The organism is Streptomyces rimosus (genome assembly GCF_008704655.1).
In the GTDB taxonomy this organism is placed as follows: Bacteria; Actinomycetota; Actinomycetes; order Streptomycetales; family Streptomycetaceae; genus Streptomyces; species Streptomyces rimosus.
The window spans coordinates 906398-931715 of sequence record NZ_CP023688.1 but is presented as its reverse complement, the minus strand read 5'-3'; the positions used below and the strand labels follow the sequence as shown (position 1 = coordinate 931715).

The window sequence follows — 25318 nt, the reverse complement described above, 5'->3', positions numbered from 1 at the left end:
CGTTTGATGTGTGAGTCACAACAATCCGCAGTGGGTGCCCGCACCGTCGTCCGCTCCTGACGACGCTCCGTTTCGCCGCAGCCTGCGTCGCCCCGCGGCGGCCCTGGAACAGTGGAGCATTCATGCACAACTGCACGACGAGATGGGCGACGAGTACGCGCTGACGCTGATGGTTCTCCGCCATGGGACGGCCGGGGATTCCGCTGCCTCCGACGGCTACGGCGTGTTGTACGTCCTGACCGAGCTCGGCACCGGCCGGCGCCTGATGCGTTCCTGGGTGCAGCCTCAGCTGTGGCGCCGGGTGCGCTCTGCCGTCGAGAACGACCGGGCGCTCGACGCCCGCGTGCGTGATGCGTTCCTCGCCACCTCCACCGGGGAGGTGCCCATGCACCCGCACCGACTGCTGCGGCACCCGGTGACTACCGCGGAGGACCGGCTGCACCTGGCCGTGGACAGCTTGATGGAACTGCAGGACCTGGATACGTCATACCGGCTGGCCATTCGGGACGACATCGAAGTCGCCCTTGCCCTCGAACCGATCAAGCCTGCCGTCCGCTGCCCCACGCTGTACTGCGGGGCGTCCGAGGGCCGGGGTGAAGCCGCGGAGCAGAACAGCATGTACCTCCCCCGGCTGAACACCACCGGCACGCTGCGTCTTCCGGGTGCTGCGTCGGTGCGCGTCAGCGGCCTGGCTTCGTTCGAACACAAGTGGGGCAGCTCCTGGCACCGCAGCACGCGAAGCACCCGTGCCCTCGACTTCACCGCTCTGCGCGTCGCGCTGCACCTCGACGACGGCTATGACGTTCTCGGGATGCCGTCGGCCTGCTGCGGACCGGCCACCGACGGCCAGCTCGGTGCCGACTCCAGGGCCGTTATCGTCGCCCCCGACGGAACAGTTTCCACCCACCCCTGCACCTGGCGCACGGAAACCTCCACGATCTCCCTGGTCTCCCTGCGCGACTACCCCACCTGCGGTGAACTGAGCATCGCGGAGGCAGACCTCACCCTCACCATCCGCACCGTCACCGACCGACAGGAAATCATGGTGCCCTCGCCCGGCTGGGTGGCCTGGACAGGCCCCGCCCGCGCCCAGGGCACCCTGGGCGAACACGCGGTCACCGGCGTCGGACACCTCGAAGCACTGCCCAGCAACACCCTCACCGACTTCGCGCACCACATGCGCCGCATCTCCGTCCTGGTGCGCACCGAGGCCGCCCTCGTCTACCCCGGCACGGAAGACGATGCTCCGGGCGCGCTCGCCCGGCTGACCGGGATCGGCGAAGACGGAGGCCCCGCTCTGGACGCCGGCAGCCAGCAAAGGCTGCGGACGGTACTGGAAGCCCCGGTCCGGCACCTGCTCGACAACGCCGGGCACACCTGGCGCTCCTACGCGCTCGTGGCCGCCATGTGCATGCTCAACTGTGACCCGGAACCCCACCGCACGCTGTGCGCCGTCCCCGAGATCCTGCACACGGCCTCTTTGATCATCGACGACATCGAGGACGCCGCACCACTGCGCCGCGGCCGGCCCGCCGCCCACCGGCGCTTCGGCCTGCCACTGACCCTCAACGCCGCGAACGCCGCCTACTTCACCTTCGACCCCCTCCTGCAACGGCTCCCGGACCTGCCGGACCACACCAGACTGCGCCTGTACCAACTGTGCCTGTCGGCCCTGCGCGCGGGCCACGCCGGGCAGGCCCTGGACATCGCCGGCCACCACGACGCGCTCGCTGACGCCGTCGGCACCGGCGACTGCGAGCCGCTGCTCCAGCGCGTCCGCACTGTCCACCGCTTGAAGTCCGGGATGCCGCTTCGGCGCCTGGTGGAAGCGGCGGCCGTGCTCACCGGGGCCGACGAGCGCCTGGTCCGCGCCGTGGGCGAGTACTTCGAAGCAGTCGGTACGAGTTACCAGATCAGTGACGACATCGCCGATCTGCGCGGGGTGGCCCCCGCCGACCGCAGTGCGACGGCACCGGCCAAGGTCCCGGCCGAAGACCTCATCAACGGCAAGATCACTCTGCCCGTCGCACACGCCCTGGCCCGGCTGTCCCCGTCCGACCGCGACACACTGGCCAGCGCCCTGCGCACGGGGACATCACCCGCCATCGCGCAGGAACTCGCCGGGCGGATCGTTGCCTCCGGCGCCGTGACGGCGTGCCTCGGCGAAAGCAGGAACCTGGTCGAAAGGTCCTGGCAACCACTCGACGATCTGCTGCCGCCCACCCTCCACAAGGCCCTGTGCCGAGCACTTGGCTGGTACGCCTCGCAGCACGAATCCGAGCGTGCGGCTGCCACTTGACCCGGCTCAGCCGGGGGCCGCTGCTCTCCGGGCCTGGCACTGGGCGGTCGGACCATGCGGGGCCCTCATGAGAGCTCACGGCGAAAGGAGGTGCTCGGCAGCCCGGACAACCACCGCGGTGGCGCACACCTGGCTTCGAGATCGCAAGAAGCGGCCCCCGGACCATGGCTCGAACGAGGACTGCGGCCTCTGGCGGGGCCGGCCCACGAAGCCAGGGGCGCGGGACCAGTCGCTCCGGGCGCCGAAAACCGGTCTCAGGACAGGCTCCGGCGAAGTACGGACACGAGCCGCATGAGGCAGAACGCCGGGGCCAGGCCGCGTCGGTAACAACTTATTCAGGCATGCTCGCGCAGGTTCTCCAGCGCGGCCTGCCACAGACGGGGAAACGCCGCTCCGCAGGACAGCGCCTCGTCGTAGACGACCGAGAGCTCGCACTGGTCTCCGAACCTGGTAAGGGTCACGTGGCATAGCTGAGTTGGAACGGGCGCCCCCCAGATGGAGAAGCCGGTTGTCTTGCCTTCCTGTGCCGCGGTGTGGCCGCCGGAGACGGAAAGGTAGGTGGCAGTCAGCGGAGTGAGGCGGCCCCTCATGCAGCGGCGGATCATCCATCGTGCGGTCCCAGGGGGCGCATGGCGCAGGAGACGGCGAGAGGCCGCCACACGCTGTTCGATCGCCTCGGGAACCAGCTGAGCGGCGATACGCTCAGCGCTGCTCGCCGGACTGCCGTCATCGCAGGGAAGCCAAATACGCGCCATGCTGATGAAGTTGCCAGCGGCTTCTTGCTCCGTGGCCTGCCGGGTGCTGAGAGGCCAGAAGACCGCGAGCGGCGTGGGCGCAGTCCCGTCCGACAGTGCGACACCACGCACCGTTGCCGCGAGCGCAGTCAGGAAGGCTTTGCTGATGCTCGTGTCGAGTGCTCCGGCCAGCTCCCTCATGTGCTGCGTCGAAACGGAGGCTGAGGCGTACGAGCGCCGCCCTGTGGGGAGCTGGTGAAAGGGCGGAGCGGGGCGTCCGGGGCGCAGACTCGCGGCGACGTCACGGGTGAGTCGGCACGCTTCCCGAGTGTCACGGAGGAGACCCAGTGCCTGGGGCGGCTGTGGTCGCGTGGTCCCTTGCCATGGGGGCAGTGCGAGCAGGACGTGCGCCACGTGCAAAATGCCTGCACCGTCCGCCAAGGCGTGGTGGATACGCAACAGCAGCACGTATTCATGATTGACGTCGTAACGGGTTATCAGCCACAGGTCCCAGCGCGGGTGGTGTTCGGGCGGCAGCGGCAATGCCTGCGCCTGAGACGGGGCGTCTTGCCAAGCAGCCGGGTTGGCCACACGCAGGGCGTGAACGTGCTTGCGGAGGTCCGGGGGAGAAGCCGGTTCCCAATGCGGGGCTCGGGAGCCGGGAGTGAGCCGGTGCGTCAGTGCGGGCAACGTGGACAGTCGTTCGTGTACGTGAGAGCGCAGCGCCGCCAGCGTGGGCGGCTGGCCGGAGAGCCGGCCGGTCCATCCCACTATCAACTGGTCGGGTGTACCCAGCTGGTGAAACACTTGGCTGATCCGGTCTGCCCTCTTCCGCCCGGCAGACGGCACACGCTGCAGCGGATCGTTTGCCGACGTGCTCCCGAAGCGATCACTGTCACGAATGCCACTCGCCGGAACACCCTTGTCGAGCCCCATGCCATTCTCTCTGCTCTGCTCGGTCTCCTGGCGTGCCGGAACCCGGACGGGCGATACGTACTTGAGTCCGGCTTCGGGGGCCTAGCGGCCCTGCAGGCGACCGCCTGCCGCCTGGAAAAGCGTAACGAACTTCCGGTGGCGCCGCGTCCCCCTGAAGAGTGCCCTTCCGCGCCCGGGCACGTAATCATGAGCCACCACAGTCAAGAGCGTGGCTTCCCCTCGGAGCGCATTGTGGACGGACTGCCCACAGGGCGGGGCAGCGACATAGCGCCGGGGCCGACGGCCGGGGCGAAGAACTGGGCACTGGTTGCCCGCGGGTTGACGGATAAGGCACCTCGCCCCGCCCGGCCGCCGTGGCGATCACCCTCTCCAGCAGGGCCTCGAACACCCCGTTATCCCGCCACTGCCGGAACCGGTTGTGCACGGTGGACCAGGCGCCGAACCCGTCCGATATCTCGCGCCATTGGGCTCCCGAGCAATATTTTCAGCTCACTCCCTCGAAATGCGTGCGCAGCCGGGCGGGATGCGGGCCGTATTCACCGACCGGCAGATACGGCTCGATGAAACCCCACCCTCGTCCGTCAGTTGCACACGTGTCATGTGCACTGGAATACCGCATCCGCCTTCGGAGCGAGGGCGGATCCAGCAAACTGATCACGACTCGATACACGTCCCCGGTCGAAGTCGTCGTCATCGCGACGGTGGAATCCATTCCGGGCCAAGATACGGTGCAAACGGTGTGGCGGCTCATCGGCTGTCCACTACGGGGCGCAGGTGGAAGACGCGGATGGCACGGTGGCCGGCGCGCGTGGCGTAGTCATCGTAGAAGGGGAGAATCGTCAGGATCTGCGGGCGGAAGGCGCTGACTTGGTGAGGGGAGAGGTGGAGGGCGGTGACCTGGTGCTGTCGGCCGCGCCAGGTGAGGACGGCGTGCGGGTGGTGCAAAAGGTTGGTGGACCAGGCGGGGTGGTGGTCGCGGCCGAAGTTGGTGGCGGCCACCAACCAGCTGCCGTGGGCGAAGGCGTAGGCGCACAGGGGGACGGTGTGGCACCGTCCGGTGCGGTGGCCGGTGGTCGTCAGCAACCCGGCGGGCAGCACGAGCCGACTGGGCAGCCACCGGCCGCGGGTGAGGCGGTGTGCAGCCAGGTCGAGGACGGGGAGCAGTCGGGGGGCCAGGAACAGGCAGAGGCGGGAGACGCCGATGCGGGCCACCAGCGGGTGAACGGTCTGTCGGCCGGGCGGTGTCGGGGCGCGGGAGGCGCCGAAGGAGGGCATCAGCCGACACTCCGCCGGTAGACGGTATCAGTGCACACTTGCCGAAGACGCGCGGTGGCGAGGGAGTCGGGCAGCAGACCGTGGACACCGGCCCAGGCGTCGTCCAGCAGGGTTTCGGCGTCCGCTCGGCACCGCGCCAGTGCTCCGCAGTCGTGGATACGGGCGGCGACACGGTGGCTGCCGTCCGTGTCGAGCCCACCGACCAGGCTCTGCCACAGCGCGGTGGCGTCCTGGCGGGGCAGCAGCGCCACGGTGCGTGCCAGGGGGAAGGTGACCTTGGCACGGAGGAGATTCTCACCGGCCTGTTGCGTGCCCGCACCGTCGCGGCGCACGCCTTCGAGATCAGCAACGTCGTCGGTGATCTGGCAAGCGGTGCCGACCGCCTCGCCCAGCCTGGCCAGCGCCGAGCACTGGGCGGGGGCGGCTTCGGCGAGCAGAGCCGCCGTGTGACACAGAGCCCCGAACAGGGCTCCGGGCTTGAGCTGATGAGTAAGGCTCAGCAGCCGGAACAAGGGCTCGTAATGGCCCGTGGAGAGCGCGGTGTTCATCTCCTCGTGATGGCCCTGCAGGTCAAGGGCCCGGCCGGCGTGAGTGGCCCGGAGCGCGGCGAGGTAGACCTCGTACACCTGCATCCGCCGGAACGAGTCGGATGGCAGGGCCGCGCCCAGTGCGCGGTCCATGGTGAAGTAGGCGGCCGTGCCGGCGTTGACCGCGAAGGCGGTGTCGTGCGGCACATGACCGGACGACCGGCCCGGGCGTAACGGTGAGTCGTGCTGGCAGTCGTCGATGATCGAAGTCCCCGCGTACATCAGTTCAAACGCCGCCATCAGCGGGCCGAAGGAGCGACTCCGACTCCCCAAGGCTTCCAGGACGGCGGTCATCAGTCGGGACGGCCACCGTTGCCCTCCGCTGTCCAGCAAGTTCTGCACCGGCTGCACCAGGGATTCACAGAGCCGCTGGTGCACACGTTCGGCGGCGTCAGAACCTAACAGGGCAGGCACTGCGAGCAGTTCCTGCGTCATCTCGGCAGTAGGGCGGGCCGGGTGGAGCCGGTCGATATTCTCCGCCATGGCCCCTGCGCTGTTCTGGTCCGTGCCGTGGCACGGCGCATGCCCGGCGCGGTCGCGTGATGGATCGCGGGAGCGACCGGCTGCATCGTCTCGGCCCCTCCGGCTGTCGAGGACAGCAGCCGGTTCGCCGGAAACCGGAATCGGTGCGGCAGCAAGGCTGTGAGAGGTGAGCGCCTCCCAGTAAGCGGTGCGTTGGCCCCGGTCAGCGTTCAAAGCGATCGTGTCCAGCCCCATGACGTCGTCAAGGAGGTCCCGCAGCCGTTGCGGAAGCAGCCGACCCAGGGACAGGACCGGCCCGAGAGACCGTGGTACGACCACGCAACCGCGTGGCCGGTGCAGAACGCCGACGACGGCCCGTGCCACCTCCGTGGGACACAGGGGCCGCAGCAGCCGCTGCCGCAGCCCGGCCGCCGCCGGTGTGCTCACCATGTACGGAGCCACGACGGACGTGTGGATGCCCACCGGGCGTCCCTCCCGGCGCAACGCCTCGGACAGCGCCGCCACAGCCGCCTTGGTCGCACTGTAGACGGCCAGACCTGCCAGCGGTTTCACGGCGCAAACGCTGGCCACGTTCACGATGTGTCCTCCGCCCTGGGCGCGCATGACCGGCCACACGGCACGGCACCCAGCCAGCACGGCACCCAGGTTCACCTCCACCATGCGGGCCGCGTGGGCCGGTACCTGCTCCTCGAAGGGGCCGTCGCCGATGACGCCGGCATTGTTGATCCATACGTCCAGCCGGCCGAAACCCTGCAATGCGGCCTGGACGAGAGCTGCAGCCGTCCGCGGATCTCGCATGTCCCCGGCCACCGGCACGGCCCGAGCGCCCACAGCCATGGCCGTCGCCTGCACGGCTGCCTTGTCGATGTCGCCCAGAACCACTCGGAAGCCGTGTTGAGTGAGCTCACGCGCGAGGGACTCACCGATGCCGCGACCTGCCCCGGTGATCACCGCGACGCGGTCATCACCGCGGAAATGCCTCGGCGCCACCTGCCCACCTCTCGCCCGCCACCAGACAGCTGCTGGTGAGCAATCTGGTGGATGAGGGGAGCCCAGGGAATGCCTCTCGCTCCGATATCACCCGAAGGTGGTCGCGAGCGTCCCGACATGCTCTTCCGGGCAACAGCAGCGTCTAGTGCTGTGACCGGGAAGGTTTGCCGGGTTGTCGGTTGTGCTAGTCGGGTGTGAGGACGCCGACTGGCATGGGAGGCGGGTATGGCGTTACCGGTCAAGGTCCGCAGGCTGACTGAGCAGGAAGGACAGAAGCTCCAACACATCGTTCGGCGGGGCAGCACGAACTCTGTGCGATTTCGCCGGGCGATGATGCTCCTGGCCTCAGCCGGCGGCAGCACGGTCCCAGTGATCGCGCACCTGGTCCAGGCGGACGAGGACACCGTCCGTGACGTGATCCACCGCTTCAACGAGATCGGGCTCGCATGCCTGGACCCTCAGTGGACGGGAGGCCGTCCCCGCCTGCTGAGCGGTGACGACGAGGACTTCGTCGTCCAGACGGCCGCCACCCGCCCCACTGTGCTGGGCAAGCCCTTCACCCGCTGGTCGATCCGCAAACTCGCCGATCACCTGCGCCGCGACGTCGCCAGGCCCGTCCGGATCGGCCGGGAGGCACTGCGCTGCCTGCTGGCCCGCCGGGGGATCTCCTTCCAGCGCACCAAGACCTGGAAGGAGGCCCCGGACCCGACGTTCGACGCCAAGCTGGAACACATCGAGTACGCGCTCAATGAGCGCGCGGACCGCACGTTCGCGTCCGACGAGTTCGGACCGCTGGGCATCCGCCCCACTGCCGGCTGCTGCTGGGCCGGACGCGGCAGGCCCGAGCGGCTGCCGGCCACGTTCCGCCGCACCCACGGCATCACCTACTTCCACGGCTGCTACTCGGTCGGCGACGACAAACTGTGGGGCGTCAACCGCAAGCGCAAAGGCATCGACCACACCTGGGCCGCCCTGCGGTCGATCCGCGCGGCCCGCCCCGACGGCGCCCCGGTCTACGTGATCCTCGACAACCTCTCCGCCCACCTGAACTGGCGCATCCGCAGGTGGGCAGTCCGCAAGAACGTCGAGCTGTGCTTCACCCCGGCCTATGCGTCGTGGGCCAACCCCATCGAGGCCCACTTCGGGCCCCTGCGGCAGTTCACCCTCGCCAACTCCGACCATCCAAACCACACTGTCCAGACCAGAGCCCTGCACGCCTACCTGCGCTGGCGCAACCAGCACACCCGTCACCCCGACATCCTCGCCGCCCAACGACGCGAACGCGCCCGCATCCGCAGCGAAAAAGGCGTCCGCTGGGGCGGCAGACCATTGCCCGCCGCGGCCTGACCACCAACCCGGCAAACCTTCCCGGTCACAGCACTAGCAGGACGTGATCGGGATCCGCCTCCCGCAGGACCCGCAGCAGCCCGGGCGCCCGGCGGGACAGGTGGCTGACGACGGCGGCGACGTAGGCGTGGGCAGTGCCGACGGATATGCCGGAACCCGCGGCGATCTGCGCGAGCGTGTCATGCCGGCGAAGGTAGACCAAGCCGACGAGAGCACGCTGGTGCGGCGGGAGCTTGCAGCCGCGGTCACCCTCACGGGTGACGATGAGCATGGTTACCCACTCGACCAGGGCGTGCGGGAGGTCGAGTGCGGCAGATTAGGGAACCAACGGGGCTCCTGCGCTGATGAGTTGATACGTCGAACATCTCTCTCAACGGCACAGGAGCCTCGTGCGTTGCGGGAGGCCGCCCCGTCACCCGACCGGTGGCCACTCTGAAAACGCTCACTGATATGTCGAGCTGCTGCTTGTCGACGGCGTCTCCGGACACCCAGAACTTGGCCTGCCAGCCGTGCTCCGTGCCGTCCGGCAGAACCCAGAAGCACTCGACCCCACCGTCCCCGCCGGCGCCGTGCAGACTGACGAAGCGGGCCCCATCGGCAGGACAGTCCTCCGCTGCGAGCTCGCAGACGAACTGCTCGAAGCCGGACCGCTATCCCTCGGCCCCCGAGCGGCCGGAGCCGGGAAAATTCCATCTCAGGCAGCGTCATCGCTCCCCCTACTGTGAACGCTTCCTTGCGTACGTCATTATCCCCAGCAGCCACTCGTTGATCGCCTTCCTGTTCTTGCTCGCTCCGAGCCAGTGGCGTTCGGTAAGAGCTTGGGGCTGCCCCACACTTCGGCTGCGCCGCGGTGGGGGCGGCACGCTGGTTCTTCGAGCCGAGGGGCCGCCCGAGTCATGGCCGGGAGGTGCGTGTGCAGGCGTCGCGGTAGGGCTACGGAGACGAGGGAGGCGGTGAAGTCACGTGGGGGGCGGACGCGACAGCAGTTCCGTGGTCATCGCGGGCCCTCTTTCGAGCGCGTTCGGCAGCGCCGAGGATGTGGTTGGGCGGCCAGGGAGGCTACGCGGCTGCCGGGCGCTTCACGCCAGTTGTGTGATGGTGGGTCCGGATTCGGCGATGCGGAGCGGGTGTCGCCGCAGCGCGGCAGCCGCTATGCAGCGCCAGCCGGAAGGTGGCCTCCTCAGCGCGTTGGCCGCGGCGTGTGTTCGATGTACCGGCTCGGACATGTTCGAAGAAGCGCAGGTGACCGCCCGGTTATAGGACTCTCGGGGGGCCGCCCGTTGGTCGGTCACGGAGTGCAGGCTCAGGCGGACGGGCGCCGCATCCGCGAAGACCAGCAGATTCTTCGTCTGCTGGTGGTACGGCGCTCACGGGGGTGCTGACCTGCGGCCTTGGCGGACGCCGCGGATGCTGAGGGGACGTTGGTCCGCGTATGGTCCGGATCTTGGTACCAGTCACCAGGAGGTGGGATGTGGGGAGTGGTGAGGCCGGGGAGGCCCGGCGATGCGGGATTGGTGGAGTCGTGCTGATCGGGCAGTCGCTGAACAGAGGGGCTCGGAGAACTTCCGCCTTGCCACTCACGGCCTGCCGGGCGATGGGCTGACGGAGCAGGCGCGAGCGCATCCGAGGAGCTCGGCACCACCCCGACAGGCGGCCACCGATACCACATGGCATATGTAGTAGAAGCCGTCCAAGGGCGTCCAGTAGGTTCAGGGGGAGAGCGTAAGTCCAGGTCAGAGCGTTGTGGCGTGATGGTGTCCGTGGAGTTGGTGACTCGGCTGTGATCGCTCGTGACATGTGAGGGCCCTACCGACTTGCTTCGACAGGGGGCTTGCGTAGACGGGACCTGATACGAGGACGCCCCGCCGGCTTGCTCCGACCCTGTTGGGAAAGTCCTGCGGACGGCCTCGTCGGCCCCCGAGACTTGGTCTCGGGGGCCGACGTCGTGCGTGTGGAGGTCGGCGGTGTTACGAGGGCCGGGGTTGGGAGAGGTACCGGGCGAGACGTCCCGGCTGGCGCGGGCGGTGTTTCCCGGGGGCTGTCCGGTCATGCGGGTGAGAGATGACCTCGGGCCGGTGATTTATGACGCCGACTTCGCCGATCTGTACTCCGATCACGGCCGTCCGGCGGTCTCTCCAGCACGTTTGGCGGGTGGTGTCGCTGCTGCAGTTCGTCGAGGGGCTGACAGATCGGCAGGCGGCCCACGCGGTCAAGGCCCGCCTGGACTGGAAGTATGCGCTCGGCCTGGAGCTGGCTTATACCGGGTTCGACTTCACACTGCTCAGCGCCTTCCGTGCCCGCTTGGCCCAGGACGATCACGGGCAGGTGGTCTTCGACTCGCTCCTGCTCGCAGCCCGCCGCAGGGGACTGCTCGGCGGCGGACACCAGCGTTCGGACTCCACCCATGTCCTGGCCCGACCGCAGTGGTTCGACCGGTATGCGGTCCGGCCCGAGGAGTCCCGCTACCCCAAGCGGCACACTGCCCGAGTCGCCATGGCCGACCAAGTCGGTGCGCACGGCACGGAACTGCTGAGTGCGGTGCTGTCCGAGCAGGCAACACCGCAGGTAAGAGACCTCAGGGCAGTGGAAGTCCTGCGGCAGGTATGGGTCCAGCAGTTCCAGGTCCGCGACGGCACGGTGCGTTGGTGGGACATGAATAAACGTGCCGCCCGGCAGCCTCCGCCTGCCTTGCCCTACGACCTTGAAGCGCGTCCCGGGTCGAAGCAGGATCTTTCCTGGGGCGGCTACAAGGCCCACTTGACCGAGATCTGCGACGCCGGCGCACCACACTTGATCACCAATGTGATCACCACGCCTGCTCCTGTCCCCGACGTCGCCGTGACCGAGCAGATCCACGCCGCGCTGGCCGAGCGGGACCGGCTGCCTGCGGTGCACATCGTCGACGCCGGCTACATCGACGCCGAACAGGTCGCCCTGGCCCAGCAGGGTCACGGCCTGGAGCTACTCGGCCCCCTGGCCCGCGACACCAGCTGGAACACCAGCGAGCACACAGGCTTCGACAACACCCACTTCACGATCGACTGGGACGGAAAGCGGGCCACCTGCCCCAGCGGCCGTACCAGCACGAGTTGGTACGAGGGGTTCAGCCACCGGGGCACCCCTGTGGCTCGTCTCAAGTTCGCACCCGTGACTGCCGGCCATGCTTTCTGCGCCAGCAGTGCACCACATCGGCCACCGGCCGCAACCTCACCCTGAGACCCCGGGCCGAGCACGAGCTTCTCCAACGGCTCCCTTCGGAGCAGAACACCCCGGAATGGGAACAGCGCTATCACCGTCGGGCTGGGGTGGAGGGGACCATTGGGCAGGCGGTCCACGCCTTCGGGATACGACGGCCGCGCTATCGGGGCCTTGCCAAGACGCACCTGCACCATCTCTTCACGGGCGCCGCCATCAATCTGGTCCGCATCGACGCCTGGCTCTGCGGCAAACCGCTCGCCCCCACCCGTAGCTCCCCCTTCGCAGCGCTGCGTCCTGCCGGATGAATCCGGCAGGACGCAGGACTTTCCCAACAGGGTCGGCTTGCTCCGGCGGGGCGTCCTCGTGCAGTTGGTCAAGACGGCTTGGTGCTTGCGCTGGAGGCTGTGTTGTACTCCGGCTCGCCGCTTTCGAGTACCCGGAGGAGCGAGGCGGTGACGACGCGGGTGGTACGGCCTATCGGCAGTGCGGCATGGGAATTCCCCGCGGCGAACAAGGTCGTAGCTCTTCGACCTCGACAAGCCGAACGCCTGGGCGGCGTCCTCGACGCTCGCGGTCCCGCTCCAAGTGGCGCGGATGTGCTCAGGGCTGAACGGGTCACGATGCGTTGTGCTGCTCTGGCCGGGCATTCCTGTCCGCAGTGCCTTTCGGGTCTGGTTGCTTCCATGACTGGGGAAGCAGGGAGAAGCGGTGGGCTTCCAATAATCCGAGGAATCGCGGGTTGGGAGCCCGGTCGTTTGCCGATACCCTGCGTTGCTCAGTGTTAGGGATGAGTTGGAACGGGCCCAATCGGTGCCAGCATTGCCGGTTGGGGCCGTCGGCATTGTCTCCACGTGTTTCTGGTTGCGCATCATGTGGAGTGTGTGGTGATCCTTGAGAAGGCCGTGAAGGGCTCCTGAATTGGGTTTTTGTGCGTGCGCATGATGGGAGGTGTGGGCGTTACGGACGATGTCTTGACGCTGAAATGACGCTTGTGACGCTCATCCTGATGGGGCATCAGGTGCGCTGCCGGGCTGGTCAGGTCACGTGAACAGCGGCGTTGGTTGGCGAGGAGATCTTCTTGGAGTCGTCTACCGGACCCGGCTGACCTGCGATTATGCGGGCTCCTGCGACTCTGACCTGCACGGAACGGTCTTTCAGTGCCTTTCAGTTCTATGCCGTTTTACGCAGGCGGTTCTCCCCAGCGGTCTCCAAACTCCCCAGATTCTCCCCAGGGGCTTCCTCTCTCGCGCAGGTGGTAGAGCGCGATGGCGCAGCCCTTCCGGTAGGGGCCGGCGCACACGCTAGGTGACTGGGTGGCGGCCGTCGAGCTCTACCCAGAAGTGGTCCGTGACGGCGTCCGACCGGGCGGTGGCAGGGGTGGTGAGCGGGCAGCGGGCTGGGTCATATGTCCCGCTCGGCCGGTGGTCGGTGGTGGGGGCGCGTATGCGGTGGTCTCGCGCGGGGTCGTCAGCCGATGCGGAGTTGGGTTAGGCCCAGAGCTCCCGGAGAGCGGCGTTGACGGTGGCGGGCTCCTGGGTGTGCGGGTAGTACCCAGGCACCCGCAGGAGGCGGCCCCCGAGGGAGTCGGTGAGGGACTCGGCCACGGCCATGAGGGGGAGCCCTACGTGCTCGCGGTACGCGACCGGCGCGTGCTCCCAGGTTCCGCAGATCACCAGAATCGGCACGGCGGTGCCCCGGATCACCTCCAGTGGGATCTCCGCCTCCCAGATGGGGCGCTCCCTCATCGAGGTGGCAACGGCACGGAGCCGGCGCGGCGTGGGCTCGGGCATGGCCATTCCCAGCCCTTCGGTGGACGCCCGCAGATACTGCTCCGGCGTGACGCCGTCCGGGATGCCCGGGGCGCCGTCGCGCACCCGGTCGAGGAGGCCGGCTACGACCGGATGGTGCGCGGCGGCGGTGAAGGCGGAGGGCTGGATGAGGGCGAGGGAGCGAACGAGGTCGGGCCGGCGTGCGGTGGCGAGGAGCGCGGCGACGGCGCCGTTCCCGTGTCCCACGAGGTGGGCGCCGCCGGGCCCCACCGCGCGGGCTCCATCGCCCAGAACCTCCACGGCGTCCTCGGTGTCGATGTCGAAGTCGCTGCGCGCGGTGTCCGGGCTGTCGCCGTAACCCCGGCGATCCATCAGGAGGAGTTGCCGGCTGTCCGCGAGGGGCCGCTGTGCGGCGAACCCGTAGGTCGAGTCGCTGCCCCAGGTGAAGATGTTGTGGATGAAGAGGGCAGGGGCAGCAGCGGCCGCCGGGGCCACCGGAGCCCTCGAAGCTGTCGGGGCCCGGCCCCCTCCGGCCTGTTCGCGGTCATCCCACACGGTCACGTGCACGGCAGCCATAGGTCAACCTCCCGGAGGTGAGGAACATCAACTCCCTTGAGAGTAAGCGTTGATGCACCAGCGCTATGCCTGGCTATGTGTGGCGGGGCGTAAGAGGCACGCTGTGCACGAGCCTCTTCTTAGAGGAGCTAACAAAATGCTTGGACCTGCCGGTAGGTGATCAGGCAGCAGGCCAGTTTCAGGAAGGCTTCGTGGATGTCGTCGCGGGCCTCCCAGCGAATCCGCAGGCGTCGAAAGCCGTGGATCCAGGCGTTTGTGCGCTCGACCACCCAGCGGACCGTGCCCAGCCCGGAGCCGTGCAGCGTCCCGCGTCGGACGATGATCGGCTTGATCCTGCGCTGCCACAGCAGGCGGCGGTACTTGTCGAAGTCGTAGCCGCGGTCGGCGAAGATCTGCCGCGGTCGATGGCGGGGCCTGCCGGTACGGCCCTTGAGGTGGGGGATCGCATCGAGCAGGGGCAGCAACTGGGTGACATCGTGCCGGTTGCCGCCGGTGAGCGTGATGGCCAGCAAAATGCCGCGCGCATCGGTGATCACGTGGTGTTTCGAGCCCGGTCTGGCGCGGTCGACCGGGCTCGGCCCCGTTTTGGGCCGCCGCGACGCGCCTGCCAATGTGAACCGTCGATCACCGCCCGGGACCAGTCGAGCTGCCCTGCCTGGTGCAACTCGGTCAGCAGCATCCGGTGGAGCTGGTCCCACACCCCGGCCTCGTGCCAGTCCCGCAGCCGGCGCCAGCAGGTCATCCCCGATCCGAAGCCGAGTTCCTGCGGCAGCCACTCCCACTGGATGCCGGTATGCAGAACAAACAAAACACCCTGTAGGCACTTGCGCTCATCCAGCGGCAGTCGGCCTGGATGCACCCTGCGCCGGGGCCGGACCGGAAGCAGCGGCTCACCCCTCAGCCACAAGTCATCCGACACCAGCCACGGCGGTCCCTTACCCAAGACACATGCAACGAGCATCCACAGCCAACGACATGGCCACACGAACGCTTTCTGTTAGCTGCTCTGAGGCGTGACCTAGCAGCGCGCGCGTGCCTCGGCCCCACTCCACGTCGGGAACCGTCTGGTTGTAGCGGCGCACGAAGCGCTCGCGCAGCCCGGCGGGAGCCGCCAGTACGTCGAAGTTGTTGTTGATGCCGTGCCCGGTCAGATATCCGGCGTCGTTCAACTCCTTGGGGGCGATGAGGGCGATGAGGGCGATGAGGGTGGGGCTGGGTCGGGCTTGGAAGCAGGCTCGGTACATTTGCAGGCTGTTCGAAACCCTGGAGCAGTGACGAGCGGCGTGCTCGATGAGCCGTCGGTCGGTGCTCCCGCATGCTGAGGGGTGTCTATTTCGTTAGCTGGGTCTGTCGCACGGCGTGTCGCTCATGCCCACTCAACTTGACGGGCGTCCGGCCGGAGTGTGTATATTCATCGCGTTCTCCAATCCATTGGATGGAGGTGTGGGTGAAGGCTGGTAGCGGCTAGTTTGTTGGAGGCCTAGTTGTCTGGTGGCTCCTCGGTCTGGCAGTCGTCCGGACTTCTCATTGCCCAGGAAGGGCGTATGGAGGGCGCCGCCGTGAGGTAACCAACTGCCCCGCTCGATGCACGTTGCCCGAGCGAAGGGTGAAGCCCGGGCAGCGGTCAGAACGAAGCCATCGATCATCGAGAACGGATTCCAGCCGATGACTGCATTTTCGGTCCTCATGCCCTTCCAGCCTCGTCGACCGGAGCAGGTGCTGCCGTACGCGGGCCTTGTTCACTGGACCCAGGCAGAGCGACTGTGGCAAGGCCAGGCACTGCTGGTGGAGCCTTGCCAAGGTTTTGCGTATGCGGCGGGCTCGGGTTTCAGGGTGCCCGCGGGACTAGGGGTGACGCTTATGCCGTTACGCCATCCCTTCGAAGCCGCCTTGCAGGCTCGGTCGCTGGCGATGACCACTGGCCAGCCTGTGACAGCGGGGTTCGGCCCCGGCGCGAAATCCCTTCAGGAGAGCTTGCTCGGCGCGCCTTACGCGAGCCCGCTCACCGCAGCCCGGGAATATCTCACCATTGTACGCGGGCTGTTGGCGAATGAAATCGTCGATATCAAGGGCCAGTATGTCTCCTGCCACGGCTCCCTACCGCCTTTTCCGGCTCCACCGGTGGAAATCGGGCTCGGGGTTCTGCGACCGGGCATGGCCAGACTCGCCGGAGAGATCGCCGATGTTGCCATCACCTGGCTGACGCCCGCTGTCTACCTTCGGGACGTTGTGCTCCCGGCGATGCGCACCGGGGCGGAAGCCGCGGGGCGGGCGCTGCCGCGGCTGACCGCGATGGTGCCGGTTGCGCTCGAGCATCCTGGTCACGAGCCGGCGGATCTGGCGCTGGCCAGTAACGCCGCCCACTTGGAGGGACCGCACTACATCGACATGCTGCGCCGGGCCGGTGTGGAGGTCAAGGGCGGGGACCCGGCGGCCGACGCCAGGGCTCTGGTGGACGGCGAGGCCTTCCTCAGCGGTGATACCGCCCAACTGCTCGAAAAGCTCGAGGCGTATGAGGCAGCGGGTGTGGATGAGGTCGTCCTGAATCTGACTGGCGTGTACAACCTGGTCGGTGCGCAGGCGGCGATGGCCGATCTGAAGGCGCTTCTGACTGCTCTGGCCCAGTAAGTGCGCAGCCGCTTCAGCTCACCGGGCGCGCCATCGCCGACGGCTGTTGCTGCATCGATGCGTGCTTCCCTGGCTCCGGGCCCGAACCTGGTCAGAGCGGGAACGGTTCAGCTCGTATCGGAGCCTTTGACTGCTTCGGGTCATTCGAATTCTCAATTGAGTGTGTGAACAGGGGAGATGCATGTCTGCGGTGAAGCAGCATCTGATGAGCTGGGCAACCGGCCGTGCGGGGCGTTTCCCAGGCGGGCGGGAGTCTGCCCTGACGGTGGTCCTCGAGGATCCCCGGCACCTGTCGGTTCTGCTGGGCTCCGACGTGGTGGACGCCAGAACGATGGTCTTCGCACCCGGTCATACGGGCGGCACGGATGGTCCGGTGATCGTCGGCTATGAAGGCTCACTCAGTGAACCGGGCGCGGAGTTCTCCCACGATCCCGGCTTCTACCTGCAGATACAGGCATACGGGATCAGCCAGTACATGTCCGTGGTCGGCCCCACCCTGGTCCGGGTGGCGGACGGTACGGACTTCGAGATCTACCTTCGTGATGCCGACCGCGCACGCCACGAGGGTGTCTTCGCCGAGTTCCTGACCAACCCGGTCATTCAGCTCGCGGATCTTCCCGCTCTGGGTGCGGGTTCGCAGGGGGACGGACCCGTGCTGCGACTGCACGTGGGGCAGTACGGGGAGTTGTCGACGTCCCCGGGTGGCAGGCGACTGGGCACCGTAGGTGACAGTTTGTGCCAGGTCGTCGCTGAGTGGACGCGCGTGAACTCCGAGACCGCACAGCCCTGCGCGGTGTGCCTGGGGGGAGCGCTGCCGGAGTCGACCCGGTCCTCCGCGCTGGCCGACCGGCCATGGCTCGGACGTTATCTCGCTGCCCTGCACGGCATTCGTGACCTCCGGGCGCGAGGTTTGAACATCACCGGGGTGTCCGGCTTCGGCCGTCGCCTCGTGACCGCCCTCGGCGAGCTGCCTGATATGGCGGACGCCGTCGATCCCGCGTTGCCGCTCCTCATGTGGACAGACGATTCGGTGTACGCCCACAGCGCATCCCACGGGCGAAGCTTTCAACTGGATCGCGGCACCGCCGAGGTGGCGGAGGCTCTACTGGTGTGCGGTTCGGTGGAGGCCGCGGCTCGCTTCGCCAGCCGGGAGAACCTCGAACTGGTGCGTGCTCTGTTCGACCGTGCGGGCATCGAACTCGGCTCCCGCGTGCTCAGTGCCGCGAGGACGTGATGACGGACACGACGCTGAACAGACACCTGATCCCTGGCCGCGCCGGCATGCTCTTGGCCGAGCTCGGCGACAGAGCGGTGTGCTGCGACCTCTACGACAAGGCCGGCGCCCCCGTCTACCACGACCTGGCGGGGCAGGACACACACGAGGTGCGTGAACTGCTCACCCTTGTACGGGCCGTACCCGGGCCGGTGCTCGACCTGGCGGCCGGCTCCGGACGCCTGACCATGCCCCTCCTGGCGTCGGGACGGCACGTCACCGCACTGGAGCTCTCCGGCAGCATGCTGAAGCTGCTGGATGCACGGCTTGCCGGGGCGCCCGAGGCCCTGCGGAACCGGTGTACGACGGTGCAGGCTGACATGAGCCACTTCGCACTCGGACGGAAGTTCGGCGTGATCGTCCTGGGCACGACGTCCGTCTCGCTGCTGGACGCCCCTGGCCGGAAGGGCCTGTACCACTCCGTACACGCCCACCTCGCACCCGGTGGCCGCTTCCTGCTGTCCACCGTGGATCTGGCGGCCGGCGGCAAGGCGCTTGCCGAAACCGAAGTCGAATTCACCGCCGACAGCGGCCGAAGGTACCGAATGTTCGAGTACTGGGTACCCGGAGCGGAAGCCCGCACCGTCACGGTGTTCCCGGCGGTGATCGGAGATGGACAGGTCGACGTGTGCACCACCAGTATCCGCGTCCTGTCGGCCGACCAGCTTGAAGAGGAACTGCGGCAGAGCGGGTTCGCCGTGTGCTCCCGGAGCCTGCTGCCCGACATCGGCATGCGCCATCACAGTGTGCTGATCGAAGCGCAGGTGACCGCGTGACCTCCGGCCGACACGCACTGTGGCCCTCGCTGCTCGCGCCCGATCAGCACGGCCGGGACGACCTGTGCGCGGTGTCCGCGGAAGGCGTGCGCGTGAGGTTCGCCGACGGGCGGGAACTGCTCTGCGGCACCAGCGGCCTGTGGAACACCAACCTCGGATACGGCAATCAGACCATCGCCGATGCCGCTGCCGAAGCTCTGCGCACGGCCTCGTACTTGAGCGTCTTCCGCTACGAAAACGAGTACGCCCGACGTGCGGCGGATGCCCTGGTCGAGCTCGCGGGTGCCGACCACTACGTGCGAGTGCTGTTCTCCACCTCGGGCGGCGCGGCCAACGATCTCGCGATCAAGCTCGCCCGGCAGTACCAGGCACTGCGCGGCATGGGCGGGCGCAAGGTCGTGGTCGGCTTGCGCGGCAGCTATCACGGTCTGACCTTCGGCGGCTTCGCCCTGACCGGCGAGGACCTGGGACAGCAGGTCTACGGGGTCGACCAGCGGCTGGTCCGGCACGTCACCCCGAACGAGCCCGGGGAACTGGCAACGCTCATGGCCCGCCAGGGTGCTCAGGTCGCGGCGGTGGTGGTCGAGCCGGTACTGGGCTCGGGAGCCGTGCCGCTCAGTGAGGAGTACATCGCCGAGTTGCTGCGGCTGCGCGAGGAGCACGGATTCCTGCTGGTGGCCGACGAGGTGGCCACTGGGTTCGGCCGCACCGGGGACTTCTTCGCCTCCCAGCGGTGGCCGGCCCGGCCCGACCTCCTCATCACCTCCAAGGGCCTGACCAACGGCACCAGTGCCGCCGCTGCGGTGCTGGCCGCACAGTTGGTGGCAGACGTCTTCGACGATACGGGCGTGGTCCTCAGCCACGGCGAGACGCAGGCCGGAACACCGGTGACGTGCGCAACCATCCTGGCCACCATCTCCGAGATGCACAGGCTCGACGCGGTCGCCCTGGGGCGGAGGCTGGCCGGCCGACTGGAGGAAGAGCTGGGCACGCTTGTCGCCGAGCATCCCCTGGTGAACGGCACGACGGGTGTGGGCTGCTTTCGGTCGGTTCGGGTCACGGCAGCCGACAGGAGCGGAGCTCCGCTCCCGCAGCCCGAGGTCCCTTCGCTCGTCTCCGCGGTCCGGGAAGCGGGTGCCCTTGTGCACCCCGGTCTGCATGGCATCCAGCTCTTCCCCGCACTGACCTACACCGACACCGAACTGGACGAACTCCTCGCCTGTATCCGGGCGGGCCTTGGCCTGTATGCCGACCGGGTCGCCGCGCGAGCGGAGGCCCGGGGATGAGGACCACGGGCGGCAACAAGCGGCAGTCGCTGAGCGGGGCGGACGAACTGGCGCGGCTGCTGAGGAACGACGACGCCATCCGTGGCCAAAACGTCACGGTGCTCGTCGACGACGCTGTCCGTGACAGCGCTATTCACCAGCGCGTCGCGGGCGCCCTGGGCGCGGCCTGTGCCGAGACCCTCGTGTTCCACGGACCCGGCGATCTGCGCAGCGTGCTCGCTCTCGCGGAACGTCTGGCCGGTGCGGAACTGGTCGTCGGGCTGGGCGGTGGCTCCCTGCTTGATCAGGCCAAACTGGCCACGTTGGCGGTGGCGGGCCCGCGGGTGTCCGCCCGGCTGACGGTGCCCCAGCGCAGTGGCCTGATCGTGCTCGCTCCTCAGCCGGTCCGCCCTGTACCGCTGATCGCCGTACCCACCACCGTCGGCACGGGATCAGAGTCCAGCGCTGTCGCTTGCCTGACATACCCGCAGGGAAAGCGGCTGATCATGGGCAAGGCGCTGCGGCCCGAGATTGCCGTGATGGACCCTCTGGCCACCGCCACGCTGCCGCAGGAGCTGGTTGCCGAGGGCGTGCTCGAAGCGCTCTTCCGCTTGGTGAGCCCGTATGTCGGCGACCACGGCGATCTGCCGCCCCAGGACGCACGCGTAGCGGACACCGCAAGACGGCTGGTGCGACTCGGATACGAGGCGCGAGACGCGGCACGGGCCGGACAGCGGTGCTCCGACGGGCTCCGGCTCGAGATCGCCGAGCTGAGCGGCAGCAGCCATGACGCGTGGTTCCACTCAGGCCGCGATCCGTACGCGGTCAAGGGCTGGCTCGTCGCGAACGAGCTTTCCTCGGCACTCGCGATCCGCAAGATGACAGCGGTGGCCGCCCTGTTGCCACCGTTGTGGCGGGCGATCGACGCCGGCGAGGGGCGGCTGGGCTCGGCCCGGCGGCTACGGCGGCTGTGGTCCCTGCTCCGGTCGGAAGGGCCGGAGCAACTCCCCGCAGACCCGGCCGCCGGGGTTGCCGCACTCATCGACTCGTGGGGGGTCGACCGGAGCGTCCGCCTGACGCCCGACCATGCCGAGGCCGTCGCGCTGCGGATCGTACGGGCTTGGGGCGCGGGGCTGCCCATGCTCGGCGGTCTTGCCGCCGACGACTTGTCGAGCCTGCTGAACGAGGCGGCCGGATCGGCACCTCCGGTCCAGGACCTGCCTCCGCCGGCCTGAACAGCGCCACATGCGCTCATCGAGGACTTCTGCTTCGGCCCGCAGTCCAGCGGTTCGAAGCGGGGGAAGTGAAGAACTTCGACAGAAGAAGGAGGGGAAATGCAGGAGATAGAGAAGATCCAGCCAGTGCTGGAGCTGGGTATGCAGGAGCTGGAGGCCATGGACGCGCCCGGTTGGTGGACCGCCGCCGGTGTCAGCGCCGGAGTCGTCGTCAGCGCCTCCGCTGCCTACGGCAGCGCGGCGCTCTCGGCCGCGGCGATCACCTGATCCCGGTTGCGGTCAGGTCACCGGAGCAATCGGTGACGACACGATCGTAGGAAGCGTTCGGACCTGAACTGCGAGGGAGTGTCATCAATGCAGGAGACAGAGAAGATCCAGCCGGTGCTGGAGTTGGGTATGCAGGAGCTGGAGGCCATGGAGGCCCCGGGTTTCTGGACCGGTTTCTCGTACGGCGTCGCCGTGAGCGGTACCGCCGCCGCGAGCGCAGCCGTCAGCGTGGCCGCCAGCATCGCCACCTGATGACGTACCGGAACTGAAGCCGGGAGTCTGTGGTGGCGGGCAGCATCCGCCACCACAGACTCCCGGCCGCCACACAGAAAGTAGCACCGAGCGGTGGATGAGGAGCTGGCATGAACAGCAAGAGTCAGGCGGGCATCACATCAGTGATGGCCGGCCTCTGTGCGTTGATCGCACTGGGAGTGGTGATGGCCACGGTGAACCTGTCCGGAGGCGTACGTATCGGCGTCACCGCCGTGCTCGTCCTCGCGCTGGCGGGCGGCATGGCCGTTGTCGGCGCCGCCGTGGCACGGAGCCGTCGTGAGTGAGGTTCCCGTCGTTGAGTTCCACGCCGTCAGCAAGCGATTCGGGCCGGTCTCGGCCGTGGAGGACCTGTCCTTCACCGTCCGACCCGGACGGGTCGTGGGCCTGCTCGGCCGCAATGGCGCCGGCAAGACCACATCGCTCCGCATGCTCCTCGGACTGACCCGGCCCACCGCGGGGAGCGCGACCGTACTCGGCCACTCCTACGGCGATCTGCCCCATGCCGCCCGAAGGGTCGGTGTCAGTATGGACGCGATCGGGCCCACCCCGGGAACCACAGGCCGCCGCGATCTCCTGGTCTGGGCCAGAACGCTGGGCCTGTCCACGGCCCGGGTGGACGAAGTGCTCGACCTGGTCGGCCTCGCCGACAGCGCCGGTCGCAAGGTCAAGGGCTACTCGACCGGCATGAAACAGCGGCTGTCCCTGGCCACGGCACTGCTGGCCGACCCCGAACTGCTGGTGCTCGACGAACCGGTCAACGGTCTGGACCCGGACGGCATTCGGTGGCTGCGCGGACTGCTGCGCTCCCTCGCCGTCGAGGGACGCACCGTTCTGCTCTCAAGCCATCTGCTCGCCGAGGTCGAGCAGACCGTGGACGATGTGGTGATCCTGCAGCGCACCCTGCGCTATGCGGGCGAGCTCAGCGCCCTGACCTCCGGCGGCACGGAACGTCTGGAGGACCGCTTCTTCGAGTTGGCGGGAGCGGGCAGCGGAGGGAATACGCATGCGTGAGGCATTGTGGGGCGAGTGGACGAAGGCATGGACCGGCTGCGCCTGGGCCGTGTTGACCTCGATCGCCGTCTTCATGTCCCTAGTGACGAGCTTCGGCTACGCGGCCGAGGGCGACAAGAGGATCGGCACAGGTCAGAGCGATATCGCGGTCATCACCGACGACGTGGTGCGGTCATGGATGATGACCTTCCTGTTCGCCTCGCTGTTCGGCGCGCTTCTGGTGACCCGGGAGTACTCCTCCGGCTCCGTCAGCCGCTCCGTGCTCCTGACCGGCAGAAGCCGTCTGTTCACCGCCAAGCTCTTGGTCGGCACCGCCGTGGGCACTCTGTCCGGGCTGCTCGCCGTCCTGCTGGCGGCCGTATCGAGCTGGGTGACGCTTGCCGGGTACGACCGTAGTCCTGAGTGGACCTCGGAGACCTCGCTGATCGCCCTGGGTGTGTTCGCCTGCAATGTGCTGGCCGCCCCGTGGGGCGTCTTCATCGGCTGGATCATCCGGCACCAGATCGGTGCCGTGGGCACGCTGATGGCCCTGACCCTCCTCCTGGACCCCGCTCTGCAGCGCCTGGTGCCGGACGCCGCGAAGTACCTCCTCACGATCGCCATGAGCTCGCTCTACCGGGATGTGCACACCGACCTGCTCTCTCCCTCAGTCGCTCTCCTGGTCATAGCGGGCTGGCTGAGCGCAGCCGGGTTCGCGGCGCACAGGCTGTTCCGCTCCCGCGACATCACGTGAGGCCGACCATCATGTCTTCCAAGACCGCGCCGTCGGTCGAGATCGCCCCTGAGCTCCTGGTCCGGCCCAGGCTCGCTGCCGACGTGTCGGTGCACGAGCCTGCCGAGGAAGGAGCCCCCTGGGTCATCCAAAGCGGCCAGCACAAGTACTTTCGTGTCCAGCCCGACCTGGCTCGACTGGCGCTCGCCGTCGACGGAACACGCGATCACGCCGGTCTGGCAGACACCCTCGGACCGCCGTGGACCGTGGAGGCGGTCGGCACCGCCGTCGACAAACTCGCAGCGGGTCGGCTGCTCGACGATGGCGAGCGGGTCAGGCAGCGGGGTCGGTGGGTCAAGTTCGTCCCGCCCCTGACCGTGCAGTTCACCGTGCTGAGCCCCGAGCGCCTGCTGCACCGGTTCTCGCCGCTCGTCAGGCTCCTGACGAGTCGAGCGGGGGTGGCCGCGGCCGTCGCGCTCGCGCTGTGCGGTGTGCTGGCGCTGGCCTCTCAGGCACCCCAGGTGAGGATGGCTCTGGGGCAACCGCTGCCGTTGTCCACGTACCTGGCCGTCATCGGCGGAGTCCTCGCCACCACAGCGGTCCACGAGTTCGGTCACGGCGCCGTCCTCAGCCACCACGGCGGCCGGCCCGGACGGATGGGCGTGATGCTGTTCTACATGTCGCCCGCCTTCTTCTGCGATGTCTCCGACGGCTGGCGGCTCCCTCGTAGGCAGCAGCGTGTCGCGGTGGCCCTGGCAGGCATCGCCACGCAGGTGGTCATCGCCGGCGCGGCGGCCATGGCCTCGCTGTTCGCCGAGGCGAATGTACGGGACGGCCTGATCGTCTTCTCCGTCGTCACCTACATCTCCGGGCTGCTCAACCTGACTCCGTTCGTCAAGCTGGACGGCTACATCGCTTTGATGAGCCATCTCGACATCCCGCACCTGCGGGACCGCGCCCTGGACGACGCACGGCGCTTCACAGCCCGGATCCTGTTCGGGGGAAGCCATGAACGCCGACTTCCTCAGTGGTGGGCGATTCCCTTCGGCCTCGCCTGCATGGCCTTCCCCGTCTACATGGTCGCCACGGCCATGCGGCTGTGGGCGGACTCGCTGCAGCGCCTCGGAGCCTTCGGCGCGTCGCTGGTGCTGTGCGGCATCTGCTACCTCGCCTGTCACCTGGTGCGCGGTCTGGTGCGCGTGGTCCGTGAGGCGAGGACCGGACAAGCCCCTGCCCTGCGCATCGGCGCCGTGCTGACGCTGGCCGTGGCCGTGGCCGGAGCGGCACTCACGGTCGTCAAGGTGCCGTACTCCGTCACCGGCGGCTATCTCGTGCGAGACGGCGGGCAGGTCGAGCTCATCCTCGCTCCTTCGGCCGACCAATCGGTGATTCGCGAGAACACCACAGTGCGCCTGTACCGGGCGGGTGTAGCCGCCCGAACGGAAACCGGCCAGGCTGTCGTCGCCGGCGACGACGGCACCGACACGACCGCACCCCTGTCGGTGTTCCTGCCTGTGCGCACCGACGCGCTGCCCGCGCCCGCTGTCAGCTATCCGCTGACGACGAGCAAGACCCCCAAGACCCGGGTGGGTGTGGCCCAAGTGGATGCTGGGACCAAGTCACTCGGGGCGTGGCTGTACGCCAGGTACGTCGCTCCGGCCTGGCGCTGGTAGACGAGCGAGAG

The 25318-nt window shown here is 68.2% G+C and carries 19 protein-coding genes and 3 pseudogenes; 14 read left to right on the top strand and 8 right to left on the bottom strand.

All coding sequences use genetic code 11. The annotated features are described in order from the left end of the window. Positions 1-10: 10 nt before the first annotated feature. The gene (locus tag CP984_RS03795) at positions 11-2299 is read left to right on the top strand and encodes a polyprenyl synthetase family protein (protein ID WP_129821014.1); all 2289 of its coding nucleotides are present in this window, start codon (positions 11-13) and stop codon (positions 2297-2299) included. 335 nt (positions 2300-2634) lie between these two features. On the opposite strand, the gene CP984_RS03790 is transcribed toward CP984_RS03795, so the two are convergent. The 4 genes and pseudogenes from CP984_RS03790 to CP984_RS03775 all read right to left on the bottom strand — a co-directional run bounded on the left by CP984_RS03790 (position 2635) and on the right by CP984_RS03775 (position 7304). Further along, complete coding sequence (locus CP984_RS03790; protein ID WP_078586982.1) at positions 2635-3969, bottom strand: wax ester/triacylglycerol synthase domain-containing protein; 1335 nt, start codon at positions 3967-3969, stop codon at positions 2635-2637. Between the two features lie 184 nt (positions 3970-4153). Continuing rightward, positions 4154-4435, bottom strand: a pseudogene (locus CP984_RS42950) (transposase); the annotation flags it as partial. A 281-nt stretch (positions 4436-4716) separates the two neighbouring features. Continuing rightward, positions 4717-5244: a nitroreductase family deazaflavin-dependent oxidoreductase gene (locus tag CP984_RS03780; protein ID WP_003980814.1), complete on the bottom strand. Its 528-nt coding sequence runs from the start codon at positions 5242-5244 to the stop codon at positions 4717-4719. After that, positions 5244-7304: an SDR family NAD(P)-dependent oxidoreductase gene (locus tag CP984_RS03775; protein WP_003980813.1), complete on the bottom strand. Its 2061-nt coding sequence runs from the start codon at positions 7302-7304 to the stop codon at positions 5244-5246. The genes CP984_RS03780 and CP984_RS03775 overlap by 1 nt, the downstream gene beginning before the upstream one ends. 225 nt (positions 7305-7529) lie before the next feature. Between CP984_RS03775 and CP984_RS03770 the strand changes: the two genes are divergently transcribed. Further along, positions 7530-8651, top strand: a complete 1122-nt coding sequence (locus CP984_RS03770; RefSeq protein ID WP_030182071.1) for an IS630 family transposase — start codon at positions 7530-7532, stop codon at positions 8649-8651. Between the two features lie 34 nt (positions 8652-8685). On the opposite strand, the pseudogene CP984_RS03765 reads toward CP984_RS03770, so the two are convergent. Next, positions 8686-8922 (bottom strand): annotated as a pseudogene (locus CP984_RS03765) (helix-turn-helix domain-containing protein); the annotation flags it as partial. A gap of 1693 nt (positions 8923-10615) precedes the next feature. On the opposite strand from CP984_RS03765, the pseudogene CP984_RS03760 reads away from it, so the two are divergent. Beyond that, positions 10616-12154 (top strand): annotated as a pseudogene (locus tag CP984_RS03760) (IS1182 family transposase). A 1182-nt stretch (positions 12155-13336) separates the two neighbouring features. On the opposite strand, the gene CP984_RS03755 reads toward CP984_RS03760, so the two are convergent. The 3 genes from CP984_RS03755 to CP984_RS03745 form a co-directional block, all read right to left on the bottom strand. Next, positions 13337-14194 carry an alpha/beta fold hydrolase gene (locus tag CP984_RS03755; protein ID WP_003980808.1) on the bottom strand — a complete coding sequence of 286 codons (858 nt, stop codon included), beginning with the start codon at positions 14192-14194 and terminating at the stop codon, positions 13337-13339. Between the two features lie 128 nt (positions 14195-14322). Next, positions 14323-15155, bottom strand: a protein-coding gene (locus tag CP984_RS03750) for an IS5 family transposase (RefSeq protein WP_086026206.1) whose coding sequence is annotated in 2 segments (ribosomal slippage) — positions 14323-14780 and positions 14780-15155 — 834 coding nt in all. Because the reading frame shifts where the segments join, the coding sequence is not laid out codon by codon here. Next, complete coding sequence (locus tag CP984_RS03745; protein ID WP_129821013.1) at positions 15130-15363, bottom strand: hypothetical protein; 234 nt, start codon at positions 15361-15363, stop codon at positions 15130-15132. Before CP984_RS03745 ends, CP984_RS03750 begins: the two co-directional genes overlap by 26 nt. A gap of 496 nt (positions 15364-15859) precedes the next feature. Between CP984_RS03745 and CP984_RS03740 the strand changes: the two genes are divergently transcribed. The 11 genes from CP984_RS03740 to mpaP all read left to right on the top strand — a co-directional run bounded on the left by CP984_RS03740 (position 15860) and on the right by mpaP (position 25307). Next, complete coding sequence (locus tag CP984_RS03740; protein WP_003980804.1) at positions 15860-16822, top strand: LLM class flavin-dependent oxidoreductase; 963 nt, start codon at positions 15860-15862, stop codon at positions 16820-16822. A gap of 181 nt (positions 16823-17003) precedes the next feature. Beyond that, positions 17004-18056, top strand: coding sequence for a daptide biosynthesis RiPP recognition protein (gene mpaB, locus CP984_RS03735; RefSeq protein WP_003980803.1), 1053 nt, complete (start codon positions 17004-17006; stop codon positions 18054-18056). After that, positions 18056-18871: a daptide-type RiPP biosynthesis methyltransferase gene (mpaM, locus tag CP984_RS03730; protein ID WP_003980802.1), complete on the top strand. Its 816-nt coding sequence runs from the start codon at positions 18056-18058 to the stop codon at positions 18869-18871. The genes mpaB and mpaM overlap by 1 nt, the downstream gene beginning before the upstream one ends. Continuing rightward, positions 18868-20157, top strand: a complete 1290-nt coding sequence (gene mpaD, locus CP984_RS03725; protein WP_003980801.1) for a daptide-type RiPP biosynthesis aminotransferase — start codon at positions 18868-18870, stop codon at positions 20155-20157. Before mpaM ends, mpaD begins: the two co-directional genes overlap by 4 nt. Beyond that, positions 20154-21371 carry a daptide-type RiPP biosynthesis dehydogenase gene (mpaC, locus tag CP984_RS03720; RefSeq protein WP_003980800.1) on the top strand — a complete coding sequence of 406 codons (1218 nt, stop codon included), beginning with the start codon at positions 20154-20156 and terminating at the stop codon, positions 21369-21371. The genes mpaD and mpaC overlap by 4 nt, the downstream gene beginning before the upstream one ends. Before the next feature lie 99 nt (positions 21372-21470). Next, positions 21471-21638: a daptide-type RiPP gene (locus CP984_RS41125; protein ID WP_165417107.1), complete on the top strand. Its 168-nt coding sequence runs from the start codon at positions 21471-21473 to the stop codon at positions 21636-21638. Between the two features lie 87 nt (positions 21639-21725). Next, on the top strand, positions 21726-21890 hold the full coding sequence (locus CP984_RS41120; RefSeq protein WP_003980799.1) for a daptide-type RiPP: 165 nt from the start codon (positions 21726-21728) through the stop codon (positions 21888-21890). Positions 21891-22000: 110 nt separating this feature from the next. After that, entirely contained in the window at positions 22001-22195 is a 195-nt protein-coding gene (locus CP984_RS03715) for a hypothetical protein (protein ID WP_003980798.1), read from the top strand. Then, on the top strand, positions 22188-22922 hold the full coding sequence (locus CP984_RS03710) for an ATP-binding cassette domain-containing protein (RefSeq protein ID WP_003980797.1): 735 nt from the start codon (positions 22188-22190) through the stop codon (positions 22920-22922). The genes CP984_RS03715 and CP984_RS03710 overlap by 8 nt, the downstream gene beginning before the upstream one ends. After that, positions 22915-23655 carry an ABC transporter permease gene (locus CP984_RS03705; protein ID WP_003980796.1) on the top strand — a complete coding sequence of 247 codons (741 nt, stop codon included), beginning with the start codon at positions 22915-22917 and terminating at the stop codon, positions 23653-23655. The genes CP984_RS03710 and CP984_RS03705 overlap by 8 nt, the downstream gene beginning before the upstream one ends. Positions 23656-23666: 11 nt before the next feature. Further along, the gene (gene mpaP, locus CP984_RS03700) at positions 23667-25307 is read left to right on the top strand and encodes a daptide biosynthesis intramembrane metalloprotease (protein ID WP_003980795.1); all 1641 of its coding nucleotides are present in this window, start codon (positions 23667-23669) and stop codon (positions 25305-25307) included. Positions 25308-25318: the final 11 nt, after the last annotated feature.

Coding starts and splice junctions, on each gene's coding strand:
- CP984_RS03790 (WP_078586982.1), bottom strand. CDS start 3,969: ATGGGGCTCGACAAGGGTGTTCCGGCGAGTGGCATTCGTGACAGTGAT.
- CP984_RS03780 (WP_003980814.1), bottom strand. CDS start 5,244: ATGCCCTCCTTCGGCGCCTCCCGCGCCCCGACACCGCCCGGCCGACAG.
- CP984_RS03770 (WP_030182071.1), top strand. CDS start 7,530: ATGGCGTTACCGGTCAAGGTCCGCAGGCTGACTGAGCAGGAAGGACAG.
- CP984_RS03755 (WP_003980808.1), bottom strand. CDS start 14,194: ATGGCTGCCGTGCACGTGACCGTGTGGGATGACCGCGAACAGGCCGGA.
- CP984_RS03740 (WP_003980804.1), top strand. CDS start 15,860: ATGACTGCATTTTCGGTCCTCATGCCCTTCCAGCCTCGTCGACCGGAG.
- mpaB (WP_003980803.1), top strand. CDS start 17,004: ATGTCTGCGGTGAAGCAGCATCTGATGAGCTGGGCAACCGGCCGTGCG.
- mpaM (WP_003980802.1), top strand. CDS start 18,056: ATGACGGACACGACGCTGAACAGACACCTGATCCCTGGCCGCGCCGGC.
- mpaC (WP_003980800.1), top strand. CDS start 20,154: ATGAGGACCACGGGCGGCAACAAGCGGCAGTCGCTGAGCGGGGCGGAC.
- CP984_RS41125 (WP_165417107.1), top strand. CDS start 21,471: ATGCAGGAGATAGAGAAGATCCAGCCAGTGCTGGAGCTGGGTATGCAG.
- CP984_RS41120 (WP_003980799.1), top strand. CDS start 21,726: ATGCAGGAGACAGAGAAGATCCAGCCGGTGCTGGAGTTGGGTATGCAG.
- CP984_RS03715 (WP_003980798.1), top strand. CDS start 22,001: ATGAACAGCAAGAGTCAGGCGGGCATCACATCAGTGATGGCCGGCCTC.
- CP984_RS03705 (WP_003980796.1), top strand. CDS start 22,915: ATGCGTGAGGCATTGTGGGGCGAGTGGACGAAGGCATGGACCGGCTGC.
- mpaP (WP_003980795.1), top strand. CDS start 23,667: ATGTCTTCCAAGACCGCGCCGTCGGTCGAGATCGCCCCTGAGCTCCTG.